Raw genomic sequence first — 17,178 nt, forward strand, 5'->3', positions numbered from 1 at the left:
CAGCCGAGTGCGCTTTGCGATCGAATAAGCCATGTGCCCAGGCTGCCCGGCGCCTGTATCCGTCCGGTATCCGCGCGACCGGGACGGCGGGTACAGGGGTGCGCGGCGCCGGCCTGCCGCGCTGAAAGGGAGAACCGGGCTGCGGGAGCTGACGTGCGCGCGACCTCGCTCCGCCCGCGTGGATAATTCGGGCGTGAACGATGTCGGCATCGGTGTTCTCGGGCCTTTCGAGGTGACGGTCGGCGGAGCGCCCCGCACGCTCGGCGGACATCGTCAGAAGCGGCTGCTGGCGTTGCTCCTCCTCCGCGCGAACACGGCCATGTCACCCGACCAGATGATCGACGCACTCTGGGACCACGAGCCGCCCGCGACGGCTCGAAGCCAGGTGCGCAACGCCGTCGCCAGGCTCCGGCGCGACCTCGGCAGCGCCGGGGCGGCTGTGGTGACCGACTCCGGCAACTACCGCCTGTGCATCGACGACGACCAGGCTGACGTCCTGCGGTTCTCCCGCACGGTGAAGCGCGCCCGCGAACTGGCCCGTGCCGGGGCGAACGAGGACGCCATCAAGGCCGTGCGCGCGGGCCTGTCGCTGTGGCGAGGTACTGCGTTCGCCGGGCTGGACGGCCGGGTGTTCGAGGCGGCGGCGGCATCTCTGGCCGAGCAACGGCTCGCCGCCCAGGAACTGCTGATCCACCTGCGGGTGGCAACCGGCGACACGACCGGCTTGGTCGGTGAACTGTTCGTGCTCACCGCCTCGTACCCGACCAGCGAGCCGTTCGTCGCACAGCTCATGACGGCGCTGTGCCGTGAGGGCAGGCAGGCGGACGCGCTGCGGGCGTACGAGCGGCTCCGGGGACGGCTGGCAGAGGAACTCGGTGTCGACCCCGGCCCTGGGTTGCGCGACCTGCACGAACGCGCGCTACGCGGCGACATCGCGCTCACGACGACGCCGGTCACCGAACTCTCGGCCGTGGAACCTCGATCCCTGCCACGCGACCTCCCTGACTTCACCGGCCGTCACGACGAAGTCCGCAACCTCATCATGCTGATGGAGAAGGCCTCCGACACCGCCGTGATCATCTCGGCGATCGACGGGATGCCCGGTATCGGGAAGACAACTCTGGCCGTGCGGGTCGGACACCTGACCCGAAGCCGGTTCCCACATGGGCAGCTGTTCGTCGACCTGCACGGCCACACGCCTGGACGGCGGCCATTGCCACCGGACGCGGCGCTCGATGTGCTGCTGCGAGGTGTCGGCGTACTGCCCGAGCAGATCCCGGAAGGCCTCGACCGGCGGGCGGACCTGTGGCGCTCGGTGATGGCCGACCGGCAGATGCTCATCGTCTTGGACAACGCTGCCGACACCGCACAGGTCCGTCTCCTGCTCCCGGCCTCGTCCTGTGTGCGGGTTCTGGTGACGAGCAGGCGTCGGCTCACCATGCTGGAGGGTGCGTCGTCGTTCTCCATCGAAGTGATGCCGCCGGACGACGCAGCCCAGCTGTTCTGCCGGGTCGCGGCTGTGTCACCTGCCGACGGGCCGGTCGCCGACGTGGTGGCACTGTGCGGCCACCTGCCGCTCGCCATCAGGATCGCCGCGTCGCGGTTGCGCAGCAGACCGCGGTGGACGGTCGCGCACCTCGCCGACCTTCTGCGCAACGAGAGCCGCCGGCTGGCCGAGCTGTCCGCGGAAGACCGGAGCGTCCGCTCGGCGTTCGCCGTTTCCTACGACAATCTCTCCGCTTCGGAGCAACGGTCATTCCGGCTCCTGGGCCTGCTGCCCGGCGGTGACTTCGGTGAGCACGCCGCAGGCGCCGTCATGGACCTGGAGCTGCCGGACGCACGCCGGACGCTGGAAGAGCTGGTCGACATCAACCTGCTCGTCAACCGTGCTCCTGGCCGATACCTGTTCCACGACCTGTTGCGCCAGTTCGCCCGTTCGCTCTGTGCCGAAGATGAACGCGCAAAGGCGATCGGCCGCGTAGTGGAGTACTACCTCGACCTCGGCCACACCGCCGAACAAGTAGCGCACCCGGTGGGGATCCAGGAGGAGAGACAAAGCCTTCACCCGCTGCCGGACATGCGCACGGCACACGAAGTGCGATCGGTGATCGACACCGAACACCGCGCCATCGCCGAGCTGATCGACCTGGCCGGCGAGCACGGGCTGTCAGAGGAGATCGCCGAGCTGGCGTCGTTGTTCGGGCCGGTTCTGCAGCGCCAAGGCCATCTGGACGACGCGTTGGCCGCCTATGAATCCGGCCTCGCGGTCGGGGTGTCCCTGCAGGTCAAAGCCGACCTCTACCGAGGCCTCGGGAAGTCTCTGATCACCGCTCGTCGCTTGGGCGCTGCACTGCGGGCGCTGCGCACGGGACTCGCACTCGAACAGAAACTGGGCAACGACCGAGGCGCCGGTCGCGCGCACAACAACCTCGGCATCGCGCACTACCGCCTGGGCCGCTTTCTCGAGGCGCGCACCAGTTTTCATCAGTCACTCACACTGCTGAGCGAGGTCGGCACGCCCTACGACAAGGCCACACCACTGATCAACCTCGCTGCCACGCACATCGGTCTCGGCAACTACGCCGACGCCATCTCCGCCGCCACGGAAGTGCTGGCCCAAAGCCCCGTTCTGAACAACCCGCACCTCCAGGCGGTGGCCTTCTACAACCTCGGCCACGCCCAGCTCTGCTGTGGAGACACCGACGCCGCGCTGAAGAACCTCGAACAGTCGAAGACGATCAGTTTGGAGATCGGCGCGACGGAGATCGAGGGCCGCAACCTCTACACCATCGCGGACTGCCACCGCCAACGACGCGACTTCACCGCCGCCCTCGATGGAGCGCGCGCTGCGCTCATCCTCGCCCGCCGCATAGGCAACCGCGACATCCAAAGCCACGCGCACGTGGTCCTCGGCCGAACACACCTCGACCTCGATGCCCCTGCCCTCGCCGCGGAGTGCTTCCACGAGTCGCTGAGACTCACCGCCGACGATGGAGACAACTTCACCGAAGCCGCGGCTCACGACGGCCTCGCCCGCATCGCGTACGACGAGCAGGACCTGCCCCGCGCAGAACACCATTGGCAGGCCGCGTTGAACCGCGCTCACGCTGGTGGCCTACCTCAGCGCGAGCAGTATCAGCGCAATTTGGCCGACCTCGGCACTACGGCCGACCGGCGGGCGAGATCTTGAGCCGCCGATACGAGCATGAAGCCCTCGCCATTCTGATCCCGGATTCGACGCCGGGCGTGGGCTCACCGGCGGCGCGTGGACTCGCAACCCAGCTCTGCAACCAGGTATGTCCACAAAGGATAGCCTGAGTGGTCCCGACGAGCAGGGGCGAGAGCGCTCACGACGCAGATCCGCTGGCTTGCCCGTCTGGACGTCACGGGTGCACCTCGGCGACTCCTACGACAACGCGCTGATGGAGAACTTCTTCTCCACGCTGAAGATCGAGCTGCGACAGACTCAGACAGTCGGGCCCACGCACACTTCTCGTGATCCGTTCGCAGAACGGGCATGAATAGAGCCGCTGAGTTCGGTCAATGGGCGTCCCGTCGCCGAGGTGCGATGAGCCGTGACTTCAGCAGCGATGGACAACGCTGTCTCCGCCGGCGTGTGTGCGCCCAGGTCAAGTCCGAGCGGTGACCGCAACCGACCGAGTTGATCAGGTGTGACGCCGGCTTCGCGTAACAACGAGACGCGCTCCGCATGGGTGCGACGCGAACCCATCGCCCCGACGTATGCCAGTGGCATCCGCAGGGCGCGGGTCAGCACGGGAATGTCGAATTTGGGATCGTGGGTCAGAACGCACACGACTGTGCGTTCGTCCGTTTCGGTGCGCTCCAAGTAGCGGTGCGGCCAATCGACGACCACCTCCGCGGACGGAAACCGGGCGCGAGTGGCGAACACGGGCCTCGGATCGCAGACGGTGACCCGGTAGCCGAGAAGTTTTCCTACCTCGCTGAGTGCCGCGGCGAAGTCGAGCGCGCCGAAGATCAGCATTCGGGGTGCCGGGGACGCGACCTCGACCAGCACCTCCACGGGCTCGCCGGTGAAGCGGTCGATCCAGCGGATCATGTCCGTGCCCCGGCATGCGAGAACGGCGTTGTCCAGCGCCGGATCTCCGAGGGTGACCGCCGTGACACCGTCGTCCGCGATCAGCCACCGGCCCGGCCAGCCGACCGGTCCGCGGATGACCCTCGCCACGAGCAGATGCTCTCCGCGGGCGGGGACCTCAGGTGTCGGATGCACGAACACCTCTATCGTTCCCCCACAGGTCAGCCCCACGGCGAACGCCGACTCGTCGGACCAGCCGAACCGGTGGACAGCGGGCTCACCGGTGGCCAGCGACTCGCGGCACAGGTCGTAGACGGCGCCCTCCACACAGCCCCCGGAGACGTTGCCGATCACCTCGCCGGACTCGTCCACCGCGAGCGCGGAACCGATCGGGCGCGGCGCGCTGCCGGTGACGGACACCACCGTCGCCACGGCGAAGCGGCGTTCCTCTCGGCGCCATGTCGTCAGAGCATCGACCAGTTCGAGCAACACACCCTCCTCTACAGCAGCTTGTCCTGCGTGATGGGCAGATCTCGGACGCGCCGGCCGGTGGCGTGGTAGATCGCGTTGCCGATGGCGGCGGGTACGCCCGTGATCGGCGTCTCGCCGAAGCCACGTGCGCCCAGCGCGGTGCTTCCGGGGTCGGGTTCGTCGACGAACAGTGCTTCCAGTTCGGGAGGCGCGTCCGCGCACACGGGCACCAGGTAGGTCGACAGGTTGGGGTTGACCACCCTGCCGCTGTTCCGGTCGTAGACGGTGTGCTCCATCAACGCGTGGCCGATTCCCCAGGTGACGCCACCGATCACCTGCCCGCGCGCGGTGCGGCGGTTCATCACCCTGCCGATGTCGTGTGCTGTGACCACCCGTGTCACCCGCACCGAGCCCAGTCGCGCGTGGACACGGACTTCCGCGAACACCACGCCGTAGGACAGGCCTGGAAGGTTCGGCCCACTGCCCGTCGCCTCGACCGGCTTACCCGCCCTGCTCACCACAGCGCCATAGCTGTCCCGACGTTGGTGGTTCCGGGTGTGGATCAGGTGACCGTGCCTGGTTTCGACTTCGTCCGCCGGGACCCCGGACAACGGGGATCGCTCGTCGGCCACGGCGAGCGCCACCACCGCGTCCCGTGCGGCTCTGGCCGCTCGGTCCACCGGGCCGCTGACGCTGGCGATCGTGGCCGAAGCGGCCGACAGGCCGGCGACGGGCAGGGCCGTGTCACCGATGTGTGCCTGGATGACGTCGAGTGGCATGCCCATGGCGTCGGCGACGATCTGGCTGATGACCGTGTAGGTGCCGGTGCCGATGTCCTGGGTGCCTATGCGGAGCACGACCTTGCCGTCGAGACCAACCGTGACCGAGGCAGTGGACGGCATCGCACCGAAGGTGTGCATCTCGGTGGCCATCCCCCACCCGACGTACTCGTCGCCGTCCTTCGTCGCGCCCGGCCTGCGCTTGCGCTGCGACCAGCCGAACGCCTCGGAGGCCATGTCGTAGCACTTGAGCAGGTGCTTGCTGCCGAACCGCTGACCGGTCTCCTGATTGAACTCGGTGTGGTTGCGCCGGCGCAGTTCCAGTGGGTCCATGTCGAGCGCCCAGCCGAGTTCGTCGAGAGCGGTTTCCAGTCCGAAGTGGGCGGTCATCTCCGGCGAACGCATGTAACTGGACGTGGCGACGTCGAGCCGCACGCCCTCCTGCCTGACGTGCAGGTTCGGGCAGTCGTAAAGGAAACGAGCCGACTCGCTGGTGTTGAAAATCGACTCTTCGGTGTTGCTCAACTGAGCGGTCGTCGTGCTGAGGAGGGCGGTCAGCTTCCCCGCGCGGGTGGCACCGAGCTGAAGGTGCTGACGGAACTCCGAACGGTGACCTGCCATCGTGTACATCTGGGCGCGACTGAGCACCAGCCGGACCGGGCGGCGCAGAATCCGCGCTGCCGCGGCGTTGATGATGGTGTGTGACCAGATGGGCCCCTTCGCGCCGAAGCCGCCGCCCAGATACGGGGCCACCACCCGGACGTTGTCGACCGGCAGCGCGAAGGCGGTGGCGATCGTCCCCTTGGTGAAGTGCACGCCCTGCGTCGTCTCGTGCAGCGTCAACCGGTCGCCGTCCCACTGCGCCGTGGTGGCGTGCGGCTCGATCGGGTTGTGATGCCGGGCAGGACTCGAATAGCGCGCTTCCACGCGGACCTCCGCCCCTGCCAGCGCCGCTGTCGCGTCACCGCGCTTGAACTCGTTGGGCCGGTTCCGGAACGGTGGTGGCAGGTACGGTGGCCCAGCCGCGTCGTCGATCACCACTCGCGGCCGCTCCGTGCGGCAGCGGACGGCTACCAGGGTGGCGGCCTCGATCGCCTGCTCGACCGTGTGCGCGACCACGATCGCCACGGGCTGGCCAACGTGGTGAATCGCCGTGTCCTGCATGGGAATGAACCCCTTGGGGTAGGGGAACGACGGCACGGTCAGCCGCGGCATGTCGCGATGCGTCAGCACGGCGACCACACCCGGATGAGCCAGAGCGGCCGACGTGTCGATGTCCGTCACCTCGCCCTTCGCGACCTCACTGGTCACCAGGAACCCGTGCAGGGCACCGGGAACCGGGTTGTCCGCCGGATACCGGGCGGCACCGGTCACCTTGGCCCTGCCGTCGACCCGCGCGACCGGGCGCCCCACCAGACCCGTCATCGAAGACCTCCCAGATCGAGCACCAACTCGGCCAGCGCACGCTGCACCAGTTCGACCTTGAACTCGTTGTCCTGTCTTGGCACGGCCCCACGCACGAGCACGCGGCCGGCCTGTTCGACCCTCTCCACCGTCAGGTTCTTCCCCCGCAGTTCCGCTTCGGCCTCGGCGGAACGCCAGGGCTTGGTCGCGATCCCGCCGAACGCCAGCCTGATGTCGCGCACGAAGTGCCCGCGCAGATCCAGAGCGGCCGCGACCGAGACCACGGCGAACTCGAACGTGGCGCGGTCGCGCAACTTGAGATACCGCGACCTCGTCGCGGTCGGGTGCCGCGGCACCTCGACCGCGGTGATGAGCTCCGCCGGCCGCAGAGATGTCTCGATCTGAGGCGTGTCGCCAGGAAGGCGGTAGAACTCACCGACCGGAATCCGGCGCGCGCCACCTGGTCCGAGCACGTGGACCGACGCGTCAAGCGCCGTCAGAGCCACCGCGAGATCGGACGGATGGGTGGCGATGCAACTTTCGCTACCGCCCAGAACCGCGTGCCCTCGGTTCCACCCCTGCAAGGCGGAGCACCCGCTGCCAGGCACGCGCTTGTTGCATGCCGACCCGATGTCGCGGAAGTAACCGCACCTCGTGCGCTGCAACAGGTTTCCGCCGATCGTGGCCATGTTGCGCACCTGCGGCGACGCGGATGCCAGCAGCGCCTCCGCGAGCACCGGGAAACGAGCGCGGACCGCATGGTGTTCGGCCACCTGTCGCATCCTGGCCAGCCCGCCGATGCGCAGGCCGCTCGCGGACTCGGTGACGCGAGCCAGGTCGAGCTTGTTGACGTCGACCAGATGCTGGTGGTGCTGCACCCCGTCCTTCATCAGGTTCAGCAGATCGGTACCACCCGCGATGAACGCTGCTCCGGGCGTCCGGTCAGCCAGACGAACAGCGTCGGCGGAGTCACGTGCCGAGGCATAGCCGAAGGACCTCACCGCCGCACCTCCCGTGCCGCGTCGGCCACGGCGGCGACGATGTTCTGGTAGCAGGCGCAACGACAGATGTTGCCGCTCATCCACTGCCGGATCTCTTCGTCCGACCCGGTGTGGCCTTCCCGGATGCACGCGACCGCGGACATGATCTGTCCAGACGTACAACCACCGCACTGGAACGCGTCGCGGCGGATGAACGCCTCCTGCACGGGATGGAGGCGGTCGCCGTCAGCGAGTCCCTCGACAGTCGTGATGGCGCTGCCCTGACGCATCACCGCAAGCGTCAGACAGGACTTGATTCGCTCCCCGTCAACGAGAACTGTGCACGCGCCGCACTCCCCGCGGTCGCAGCCCTTCTTCGTGCCGGTCAGCGCCAGACGCTCACGGAGCGCGTCCAGCAGCGTGACCCTCGGCTCGACCGTGACGGCGTGCTTGCGCCCGTTGACCGACAGCGTGATCTCCATGACCTCCGCTACGTCCCCGGCCGTCGTTGGCGCGGCTGCGGCCGCGACTGCAGGCGCGGGCACGAGTGTGGCGCCGGCGGCTGCCACAGCCGTGGACTTCAACACGATTCGGCGGGTGTGGGTCGTCGCAGGGTGAGGTGACTCAGGCACCGCTCCTCCTCAACCAGATCGATGTAACAGCGATACAAGAAATTAGGTAACAGCGGTAGCGTAGCCCGCCGCTCTAACATCGACAAGCCCGCGATGTAACATCGATATATGGCAAGTTCGACTCGAGAACACGTTCTCGAGGTGACGACAGCGCTGCTCAGCGACGTCGGAGCCGCAGCGGTGTCCGTTCGTGACGTGTGCCAGGCCGCCGGCGTCACGGCACCAACGCTGTACCACCACTTCGGGGACAAACAGGGCCTGCTGGAAGCGGTTGCCGAACAAGGCTTCAAGCGCTACCTCGCCACCAAACAGGGCAACGGGCCGTCGGCTGATCCGCTGGACGACCTGCGAGCAGGATGGGATCGGCACGTCGAGTTCGGCCTGACGCACCCGGCGTTCTACCGGCTCATGTACGGCCCCACCGGCAGCCGCACACACGCCGCCGAGCAGCAGGGACTGCAGATCCTGCACGCCATGCTGGTGCGCCTCGCGAAGCAGGGACGCCTGTCCATGACACCCGACGAGGCGGTTCCCGTCATTCACGCCGCGTGCGTCGGAACGACGTTGATGATGCTGGCCAACCCCGACAGCCCCGCACACCGAGGACTGCCGGACCGAGTGCGTGAGGCCATCTTCGCCGCGATCATCACGCACCAGCACTCCGACGACGATCCGGCCACGACGCTGTCAACGCAGGCAGGCACTTTGCTCGCGACGCTCGCCGGTCAGCACGACCTGGACCTGTCACCGGGCGAGCGGCTTCTGCTCACAGAGTTGCTGTCTCGTTGGATCCGATGACCCACACGCCACTGACGAGTCGCACCCGAGACAGTTGATCGGGCCGCACGTCGGCCACGACGGTTCGCCGTCTGAGCAGCGGCGCCGGCGAGCCAGGCGAAGCGGCGGGCTTGCCTAGCGGGAGGAGCCGGCATCGGCGGCCTTCCCTTCCGCAAGACCGGCGAACGGCAACGGACAGGACGGGACGTGCGAGCAGGCGATGAGGTCGTCGCAACCCGCCGCCACCGCCGCTCGCAGCGTGTCCCGGATGATTCCCAGGTCCGCGATCTTGGCCTCGACCTCGGCGAGCTTCGCGGTCGCTCTCACCTGCAACCCGGTCTTGCCATGCCGGTGCGCGCCAAGATCGAGCAGTTCGGCGACCTCGTCGAGAGTGAACCCGAGTCGCTGGGCGGCCTTGATGACCCGGATGACGGTCACTGTCTCCGGCGGATACATCCGGTGCCCGCCCAACGTCCGGTCCGGCTCGGTCAGCAGGCCGACGCGCTCGTAGTACCGCAGGGTCTGCCGGTTCACGCCCGCGGCGTCGGCAACCTCCCCTGCGCGCAGCCCGGTCATGCCGACGCCCCTTCAGCCCGTGCTGCAAGCGCCTTGAGCACATCGGCGTTCTGCTCTGGAACGGTGATTTCCAAGCACAGGCTGCCGCCGGTCGCGATCAAGCCAAAGGTGAAGAACGAACAGCAGCCAGCCTCCCGGACAACGAGTTCGGCCGCGCGCGCAGCCACCTCAGGGCTCGGGGTGAGGTCCATCGACACGGAAGTCGCGTTGATGCGCCGGACCTCACGCACTGCCTCCGTGAACAACTCGTCGAACTCGGCGACACGCAGCGGACGTTCCGCGGTGGGCAACGTGCAGGCTTGCGGGGCCCAAAGCTCAGGTTCTGCGCTCATGCATCGACGGTAAGCCTGTACCTGGGTACCGGATGCAAGTAAAGGTTGGCTGAGTCGCACATCCTCTCGTGCTCCGATCAGGTCAACAGACCTTTTTAGACCAATTTCGGCTCCCGTGAGGACAGATGGGAGACCGGTGGATAGTCGTTCGTTGGGTTTCATCACCAATGCCCGGCGACCGGAACCGGCTTTCGGCTAACGTGGGCCTAGCCAGCCGGACCTGCGCTTCTGCTACTACAGGATGATTCACAAGCGCCTGAAGGATGAGGCGTCACGGACCGGAATTGGCCAGAGTAGAACCGTGCATCCCTATCTGTGTAAGGCCAACCGGTTGTGACCATTTCTCCCAGAGTGCTGGTGGGCAGGCGCTGGCTCGTGCTGGCGATCTTGTGCGCCAGTCTGCTGCTGGTGTCCGTGGACGCAACCGTGCTGCACATGGCCTTGCCCGCGCTGTCGGAGGACCTGCGGCCCACCGCCACCAGTCAACTGTGGATCATCGCGGTCTATTCGCTGGTCGCGGCGCCCCTGCTGCTCGCCTTCGGCACGTTGGGCGATCGTTACGGTCGGCGCCGGATTCTGGTGCTCGGATACGTGGTGTTCGGGCTGGCCTCACTCGCCTGCGCGTGGGCACCCAACGTTGCGGTGCTGATCGCCGCGCGGGCCGTGCTCGGTGTCGGCGGCGCGATGATCATGCCGGCCACGCTGTCGCTGTTGCGCCAGGCGTTTCCCGACCGTGCCGAACGCCAGACGGCCATCGGCATCTGGAGTGGAGTGGCCGGTTCGGGGGCCGTGCTCGGGCCACTGCTCGGTGGCTTCCTGGTGGAGACGTTCTCCTGGAACGCCGCGTTCCTGATCAACGTGCCGGTGATGGTCGCGGCGATTCCGCTGACCTACTGGCTGATCCCGGAGTCCGCGGACCCACCGGACGGGCCCTGGGACGTACTCAGCGCGATGTTGGCCGCGCTGGGCATCATCGGGGTTGCCTTCGCGATCAAGCAGACCCCGCACGGCGGGACGATGTACGTGCTCGGCCCGGTTGCCGGGCTGCTCGGGTGCCTGTTGCTCGTGGCATTCGTCCGGCGGCAACGAAAACTGCCTGTTCCGCTGCTCGACGTGGCGCTGTTCCGCGACCGCGCGTTCAGCGTCGCGGTCGGCAGCGTCCTGCTGGTCCTGACCTCGTTGGTCGGCCTGGGCCTGCTGTTCGCCCAGTACCTCCAGCTCGTGCTCGCACTGCAGCCCATGCCCGCCGCGTTGCGACTGATGTTCGTCATGGCCTCGGCGGTCATCGGCAGCCTCGTCGCCGGGCCGTTGTTGCAGCGGTTCGGAAATCGCCGGCTGACGGTCGCCGGGTTCACTGTCAGTGCGGTGGCCCTGGCGGCCGCCGCGGCAGGCCTGACGGTGACCGAGAATCTGTGGCTGCTCGGGCCGGTGCTGGCGGCGACCGGATTCGGTGTCTCGATCTCGCTCACCGCCGCCTCCGACGCCTTGCTCGCCGCCGCACCAGCCGAGCAGGCGGGCGCGGCGGCCGCTGTCGAGGAGACCGCCTACGAACTCGGAGCCGGGCTCGGTGTCACGATTCTGGGCAGCGTCGCCACCCTGATCTACTCGGCCAGCCTTCCCGGCGCGGCGGCACAGGCGCGCGACGGCCTTACCGAGGCGACTGCCGCTGCCGCCGGACTACCGCCCGAAGCAGGCTCTCAACTGCTCGAATTAGCCCGTGCCGCGTTCGTGACAGGCCTGCGAGCCGCGCTGGTGGTCGGTGCTGTCCTGTTCGTGCTCGCCACGATCGCCGCAGCACGTGCGCTGCCCAAAACGAAGGAATCACACAACGATGACCGAGCTTGATCTCAAGACGACGCATCCGGCCCAGCCGGGTGTCAGCGGCGGCTGGCGCACACCCGACCGCCTGTACCGGCTGATCAGCAGCCCGGTGCTGCGCATGATCCTCGGATGGGACCTGCCCCGCCACGACCTGCGCGTGATCAACCGCCGCCCCGGCACGGTCTGCCTGGAAGTCGGTAGCGGAGGCGGCTTCTACACCACGGCACTCAAAACCCACCTCGGCAGCGAGAACACTTTGATCGCCCTCGACCCGTCACCGCCGGCCATGCGATCACTGCGGCACCGGCTGGACGGCGTGCCCGGTGCGCGAACGTCCTATGTGGCCGGTGATGGCTGCAAGCTTCCGCTGGCCGACGACCAGGCCGACACCCTGTTCTACGGCTACAGCCTCGAGGAGATGCCCGACCCTCTGGCAGCGATTCGCGAGGCACACCGGGTACTTCGACCGGGCGGGGAACTCGTCCTGTTCCTCTGGCGCCCTGTGTTCACCCGGCATCGCCGCCGGCCGGTCCTCGCTCTGCTGGACGAGCTCTTCGAACGCCATCGCGCCTCGGCCGGCCCGCAGAACATCCGCCTGATCTACCGAAAGCTCGCTGAGTGACAGCATTCAGGCGACTGTGAGTCCGTTCGAGCTGACGATCAAGTCCGGAGACACCGCCACGACATGCCAGGACCAGGTGGGACCTGGCGGCCGCGACGGCGCACGCCGCCACTGGGAGCACGCCCTGGGAGCAAGCAGGGAGCAGCACCGCGCGCTGGGCCAGATCGTCGCGGAGGTGTGCCGGATATCGTGGAACCGCATCTTCATCCTGGTCGCCGCGCGGAGGAAGGCCCTGATGCTCTCACTGTCCTCAGGGCCTCACCGTCCGAAGTGGTTGAAGCGCTACGCGTTCCCGCGCAGGACGGACTCTGTCATCGCACGTGCGCTGCCGAGGTAACCGGAGGGGTCGCAGAGCTGGTCGATCCGATCCGCACCGAGATACTCAAGGACGACCGGGCTGGCTCGGAGTTCCGTGGCGAGATCGCTTCGAGTGTCGATCACGCGGCTGCAGGCGGCGTAGACGAGCTCGTGGGCGTGCTGGCGGCCGAGAACCGGTGCGAGCGCCATCATCACCGCCTCCGCCATGATGAGCCCGCCGGTGATGTCGAGGTTGGCACGCATCCGGGCCTTGTCCACCCGCACGCCGCCCATGGCGTACGAAGCCTGGGCCAGCGATGACGAGAGCAGCAAGAACGCTTCGGGGACGACCGCCCACTCGACGTGCCATGGGCCCGTTGCTCGCTCGAAGTCCTGCATCATCGCGTCGAGCATTGCCGATGCCTTGTCCCGCAGCAGTTTCGCGGCGGCGACCATCAGCTCGCTGGAGAGGGGATTGCGCTTCTGCGGCATGGTGGAGCTGGCACCTCGCCCCGGTACGAACGGCTCAGCCAGCTCCCCGAACTCGGTCGAGCACAGAACGGCCACATCGGCGCCGATCTTGCCGACCGAACCGCCGATCGCGGCGAGAAGGCAGACCATCTCCACCAGACCGTCGCGGGCCACGTGCCAGGTGATCTCCGGGTCTCGCAGGCCCAGCTCCGCCGCCAGCTCCGCTCGCACTCGCAGGCCTTCCGGACCCGGACCGAGTGATGCCAGCGTTCCCGCCGCTCCACCGAACTGCACCATCAGGTCTCGTCTGCGCACAGCGGCAAGACGATCGGCGTGGCGGTCGAGCGCGGAGAGCCACACCGCGACGCGGTAGCCGAAGGTAATGGGCAGCGCGTGCTGCAGGTGCGTACGGCCTGCCGTGACGGTGTCGACGTGTTCTGCGGCAAGTTCTCGCAGACAGTGCCGGAGACGGTCGAGCTCCTCGTTTACCAGCCCAAGCGCGTCGGCGCACTGCAACACCACGGCGGTGTCCATGATGTCCTGGGTGGTGGCGCCCCAGTGCAGGTAGCCGCCGGCGTCTCCGCACTGCTCGGCGAGCTGCGTGACGATCGGCATCACGGGATAGCCGACGTTGCCGGTATCTCGCCGGAGTCGCTCGCGGTCGAGTTGCTCCGGCAGGCACGTGTCCGCAATCGATTCCGCCGCCTCGTGAGGGATCACACCGACACGCGCCTGCGCCGCCGCCAAGGCGACCTCCGTGCGCACCACAGAATCCACAAAGGACTCATCGCTGAACACGGCCCGCATCGCCGGTGTCCCGAACATGTCGCGGAACAGGAACGAGTCGAAGACCGTGCTGGCGGACATCAGGCACGCTCCAGTGCCGCACCGGCGTCGATCGCGACGTACTTCTGCTCCAGGTACTCGTCGATGCCCGTGTTGCCACCCTCTCGCCCGACTCCGGACTGCTTCATCCCGCCGAACGGGGCGCTGGGGTCGGACACGTAGCCGCGGTTGAGACCGATCATTCCGGTCTCGAGCTCCTCGGTCATGTGCAAGGCCCGCTTCAGGTCCTGGGTGTACAGGTAGCTCACGAGGCCGAACTCGGTGTTGTTGGCCTCGCGGAGCGCTTCGGCCTCGCTGGTGAACACCCGGATCGCGGCGACAGGACCGAAGATCTCCTCTTGGGTGATCCTCGCGACTGCGGGGACTTCGGTGAGGACGGTGGGCGGATAGAAGTAGCCCGGTCCGCTGGGAACCACTCCCCCGGCGCGCAGGCGTGCGCCGGATGCGACTGTCTCGTCGACCAGGTCAGCGACACGGCGTCGTTGACGCTCGTCGACCAACGGCCCCATGTCGACTTCGGGGTCGGTCCCGTCGCCCACGGTGATCGAGCCCATGCGCACGACGAGCTTCTGGCTGAAGTCCTCCGCTACGTCGGCGTGGACCAAGAAACGGTTGGCGGCGATGCAGGCTTCCCCCATGTTGCGCAACTTGGCGGTCATCGCCCCTTCCACCGCGGCGTCGACGTCAGCGTCCTGGCAGACGATGAACGGCGCGTTGCCGCCCAGCTCCATCGAGGTGCGCAGGACGGTGCCCGCCGCCTGGGCCATCAGCAGCCGCCCCACCGGCGTGGATCCGGTGAACGACAGCTTGCGCAGGCGTCCGTCGCGCAACAGCGGTTCGGTGACGGCGGCCGCCCGCGTGGTCGGGATGACGTTGAGGACACCGTCCGGAAGTCCGGCCTCCCTGAGCACCTCCGCCAGCGCCGCGGTCGTCAGCGGTGTCTGCGCGGCGGGCTTCACGACCATCGTGCAGCCCGCCGCGATGGCCGGGCCGATCTTGCGCGCGGGCATCGCCAGCGGGGCGTTCCACGGCGTGATCAGCAGGCAGGGCCCGACCGGTTGACGGGTGACCAGCACACGGGCGGTGCCGTCCTCACTGACCTTCCAGGTGCCGTCGATCCGGACGGCCTCCTCGCCGAACCAGCGCAGGTAGCGGGCTCCGTAGGTGACCTCGGCCCTGGACTCGGCCAGCGACTTGCCCATCTCCAGGGTGATGAGCCGCGCGAACTCGTCGATGCGCTCGATCAGCAGGTCGTGCGCCCTGCGCAGGACGTCGCCACGGCCGCGCGGGGGCACTGCGGCCCAACGACGCTGTGCGGCATCGGCTGCGTCGAGTGCTGCCAGGGCGTCGGCCGGCGTTGCGTCGGCCACCTCGCACAGCGCCTGGCCGGTGGCCGGGTTCTCGACCACGAAGGTCTCACCCTCCGCGGCCGGGCGCCACCGCCCGGCGATGAGCAGCCCCTTCTCGACCTGGTCGATCACGTCACTTCTCCTCGGTCAGGGCCGCGACGATCTCCTCGGCCATCGGTACACTCGACGCGGGGTTCTGGCCGGTGAAGAGATTGCGGTCCCGGACGGTGCAGGCCTGGTAGGCCGGTCCGCCCGAGTGCAACGCGCCTTTGTCCTTCAGCGTGGCGGCCAGTAGCCACGGCGCGTTGTCGGCGGTGCCGAACAGCTCCTCCTCCTCGTCGGTGAACGCCGCCATCCGCCGGCCCGCGAACACCCACCTGCCCTCGGCGTCGATCGCGGAGAGCAGTCCGGCGGGTCCGTGGCAGACCGCACCGATGACCTTCCCGGCCGCGTCCGCCTCCGTGAGCAGCTTGCCGAGGCCGGGGTCCTGGTAGAGGTCCACCACGGGACCGTGGCCGCCGGGGAGCACGACGGCGACATAGTCGGCGATGTCGACCTCGTCGAGCTTGAGCAGCGGGCCGAACTCCCGCAGCGCGCGCTCGGCGTGCTGGACGTGGTGCGCGCAGTCCGGTCCTGCGATCTCCGGATCGGCGCTGTGCGCGTCGAGCGGCTGGAGCACGCCGCCGGGAGAGGCGAAGTCGACGGTGAAGCCCGCCTCGGTGAACTTCTCGTGCGGCGCTGCCAACTCCTCCGCCCAGTACCCGTCGGGTAGGCGGAGCCGTCGGTGCGCTCCCAGACGTCGGCGGCGGACATGACGATCAGGATCTTGCTCATCTGTGGTTCCTCTCGAAGACGGGTCAGGCGGGGAAGTCGCTCGCGGACGCGGTCTGGGCGGCGGCGTCGAGGTTCGCCTGCAGTGCCTGGACCTTGGCCGTGGCGTAGGCGTGGGAGTCCGAGCCGAGGATCTGGCGCAACGGGCCCTCGCCGGACACGACGCGCTCGATCATCAGCTGGGCGCCCCTGACCGGGTCGCCAGGCTGATTGCCCTGCAGCTTCAGGTGGTTCTCGACCATCTCGCGGATCTCCGGGTAGGCCGCGGTGGTGTCGCCGGGCAACGCGAGCGAATCCGTGGTGAGGAAGTCGGTGCGGAAGTAGCCGGGCTCGACGATGGTGACCTTCACGCCGAACTGGGCGACCTCACCCGCGAGGGCCTCGGTCAAGCCCTCCAGCGCGTACTTGCCGGCGCAGTAGAGCCCCCACCCCGGCACCGAGGTGAGGCCGAGCACCGAGGACACGTTGACGACGTGGCCGCCGCGCTGCTCGCGCAGGATCGGCAGGGTGGCGCGCAGCACGTTCCACACGCCGACGACCTGCAGGTCGAGCATCTCGCGCACGTCGCGGTCAGTGGTCTCCTCCACCGCGGCGAGGTAGCCGTAGCCGGCGTTGTTGACGACGACGTCAAGGCCGCCGAAGCGTTCGGTCGCCTTCCGGACAGCCTCGGCGACGGCCGCTTCGTCGCGGAGGTCGACGGCGAGCGCCAGCAGCCGGGTGGTGTCGGCGTCCAGCGCCTGGAGGAGGCGGTCCGTCGAGCGGGTCGTCGCGACGACGTTGTCGCCTCGCTCGAGAAGCTGCTCGACGAGTTCGAGGCCGAGGCCGCGGGAAGTGCCGGTGACGAACCAGGTGGCGGGACGATCAGTGGGGAAGGTCATGGCACAAGCCTGGTGCAGCGAAAGGTCCTTTTGGGACGCATCTCGGGCCCTGTAC

Annotated in this window: 14 protein-coding genes; 4 read left to right on the forward strand and 10 right to left on the reverse strand. The window is 68.1% G+C overall.

Annotated elements, in window-relative coordinates; genetic code table 11:
* Positions 1-193: 193 nt before the first annotated feature.
* On the forward strand, positions 194-3,190 hold the full coding sequence (locus IG04_RS0135180) for an AfsR/SARP family transcriptional regulator (RefSeq protein WP_051771332.1): 2,997 nt from the start codon (positions 194-196) through the stop codon (positions 3,188-3,190).
* Between the two features lie 276 nt (positions 3,191-3,466).
* Here the strand turns inward: IG04_RS0135180 and IG04_RS0135185 are convergent, their stop codons facing one another.
* Genes IG04_RS0135185 through IG04_RS0135200 form a run of 4 tightly spaced genes read right to left on the reverse strand, consistent with a single transcriptional unit; the run spans position 3,467 to position 8,323 of the window.
* A complete protein-coding gene (locus IG04_RS0135185; protein ID WP_051771352.1) occupies positions 3,467-4,546 on the reverse strand; it encodes an XdhC family protein in 1,080 nt (359 codons plus the stop codon).
* Between the two features lie 11 nt (positions 4,547-4,557).
* On the reverse strand, positions 4,558-6,732 hold the full coding sequence (locus IG04_RS0135190; protein ID WP_030481064.1) for a xanthine dehydrogenase family protein molybdopterin-binding subunit: 2,175 nt from the start codon (positions 6,730-6,732) through the stop codon (positions 4,558-4,560).
* Complete coding sequence (locus IG04_RS0135195; protein WP_030481065.1) at positions 6,729-7,712, reverse strand: FAD binding domain-containing protein; 984 nt, start codon at positions 7,710-7,712, stop codon at positions 6,729-6,731. Before IG04_RS0135195 ends, IG04_RS0135190 begins: the two co-directional genes overlap by 4 nt.
* Positions 7,709-8,323, reverse strand: coding sequence for a (2Fe-2S)-binding protein (locus IG04_RS0135200; RefSeq protein WP_084401865.1), 615 nt, complete (start codon positions 8,321-8,323; stop codon positions 7,709-7,711). Before IG04_RS0135200 ends, IG04_RS0135195 begins: the two co-directional genes overlap by 4 nt.
* A gap of 141 nt (positions 8,324-8,464) precedes the next feature.
* Between IG04_RS0135200 and IG04_RS0135205 the strand changes: the two genes are divergently transcribed.
* Complete coding sequence (locus tag IG04_RS0135205) at positions 8,465-9,121, forward strand: TetR/AcrR family transcriptional regulator (RefSeq protein ID WP_051771334.1); 657 nt, start codon at positions 8,465-8,467, stop codon at positions 9,119-9,121.
* A 114-nt stretch (positions 9,122-9,235) separates the two neighbouring features.
* Here IG04_RS0135205 and IG04_RS0135210 read toward each other — a convergent pair whose 3' ends face one another.
* Both IG04_RS0135210 and IG04_RS0135215 read right to left on the reverse strand, forming a co-directional pair.
* Complete coding sequence (locus IG04_RS0135210) at positions 9,236-9,676, reverse strand: MerR family transcriptional regulator (protein ID WP_030481068.1); 441 nt, start codon at positions 9,674-9,676, stop codon at positions 9,236-9,238.
* Entirely contained in the window at positions 9,673-10,008 is a 336-nt protein-coding gene (locus IG04_RS0135215; protein ID WP_030481069.1) for a hypothetical protein, read from the reverse strand. Before IG04_RS0135215 ends, IG04_RS0135210 begins: the two co-directional genes overlap by 4 nt.
* A 351-nt stretch (positions 10,009-10,359) precedes the next feature.
* Here IG04_RS0135215 and IG04_RS0135220 point away from each other — a divergent pair, with 351 nt between their 5' ends.
* Entirely contained in the window at positions 10,360-11,853 is a 1,494-nt protein-coding gene (locus tag IG04_RS0135220) for an MFS transporter (protein WP_051771337.1), read from the forward strand.
* Positions 11,840-12,451: a class I SAM-dependent methyltransferase gene (locus tag IG04_RS44520; protein WP_030481071.1), complete on the forward strand. Its 612-nt coding sequence runs from the start codon at positions 11,840-11,842 to the stop codon at positions 12,449-12,451. The genes IG04_RS0135220 and IG04_RS44520 overlap by 14 nt, the downstream gene beginning before the upstream one ends.
* Positions 12,452-12,733: 282 nt before the next feature.
* Here the strand turns inward: IG04_RS44520 and IG04_RS0135235 are convergent, their stop codons facing one another.
* The 4 genes from IG04_RS0135235 to IG04_RS0135250 all read right to left on the reverse strand — a co-directional run bounded on the left by IG04_RS0135235 (position 12,734) and on the right by IG04_RS0135250 (position 17,123).
* Positions 12,734-14,086 carry a class-II fumarase/aspartase family protein gene (locus IG04_RS0135235; RefSeq protein WP_030481073.1) on the reverse strand — a complete coding sequence of 451 codons (1,353 nt, stop codon included), beginning with the start codon at positions 14,084-14,086 and terminating at the stop codon, positions 12,734-12,736.
* Positions 14,086-15,546 (reverse strand): NAD-dependent succinate-semialdehyde dehydrogenase, encoded by a 1,461-nt coding sequence (locus IG04_RS0135240; RefSeq protein WP_030481074.1) that lies wholly within the window; start codon positions 15,544-15,546, stop codon positions 14,086-14,088. Before IG04_RS0135240 ends, IG04_RS0135235 begins: the two co-directional genes overlap by 1 nt.
* Before the next feature lies 1 nt (position 15,547).
* Entirely contained in the window at positions 15,548-16,159 is a 612-nt protein-coding gene (locus tag IG04_RS43265) for a type 1 glutamine amidotransferase domain-containing protein (RefSeq protein ID WP_211257872.1), read from the reverse strand.
* 112 nt (positions 16,160-16,271) lie between these two features.
* Positions 16,272-17,123 carry an SDR family oxidoreductase gene (locus tag IG04_RS0135250; RefSeq protein ID WP_030481075.1) on the reverse strand — a complete coding sequence of 284 codons (852 nt, stop codon included), beginning with the start codon at positions 17,121-17,123 and terminating at the stop codon, positions 16,272-16,274.
* Positions 17,124-17,178: the final 55 nt, after the last annotated feature.

The organism is Lentzea albidocapillata (genome assembly GCF_000719115.1).
GTDB classification, from domain to species: domain Bacteria; phylum Actinomycetota; class Actinomycetes; order Mycobacteriales; family Pseudonocardiaceae; genus Lentzea; species Lentzea albidocapillata.

Bases quoted from the DNA above. Each gene is read 5' to 3' on its own strand.
- IG04_RS0135210 (WP_030481068.1), bottom strand. From the start codon at position 9,676: ATGACCGGGCTGCGCGCAGGGGAGGTTGCCGACGCCGCGGGCGTGAAC.
- IG04_RS44520 (WP_030481071.1), top strand. From the start codon at position 11,840: ATGACCGAGCTTGATCTCAAGACGACGCATCCGGCCCAGCCGGGTGTC.
- IG04_RS0135250 (WP_030481075.1), bottom strand. From the start codon at position 17,123: ATGACCTTCCCCACTGATCGTCCCGCCACCTGGTTCGTCACCGGCACT.
- IG04_RS0135235 (WP_030481073.1), bottom strand. From the start codon at position 14,086: ATGTCCGCCAGCACGGTCTTCGACTCGTTCCTGTTCCGCGACATGTTC.
- IG04_RS0135215 (WP_030481069.1), bottom strand. From the start codon at position 10,008: ATGAGCGCAGAACCTGAGCTTTGGGCCCCGCAAGCCTGCACGTTGCCC.
- IG04_RS0135190 (WP_030481064.1), bottom strand. From the start codon at position 6,732: ATGACGGGTCTGGTGGGGCGCCCGGTCGCGCGGGTCGACGGCAGGGCC.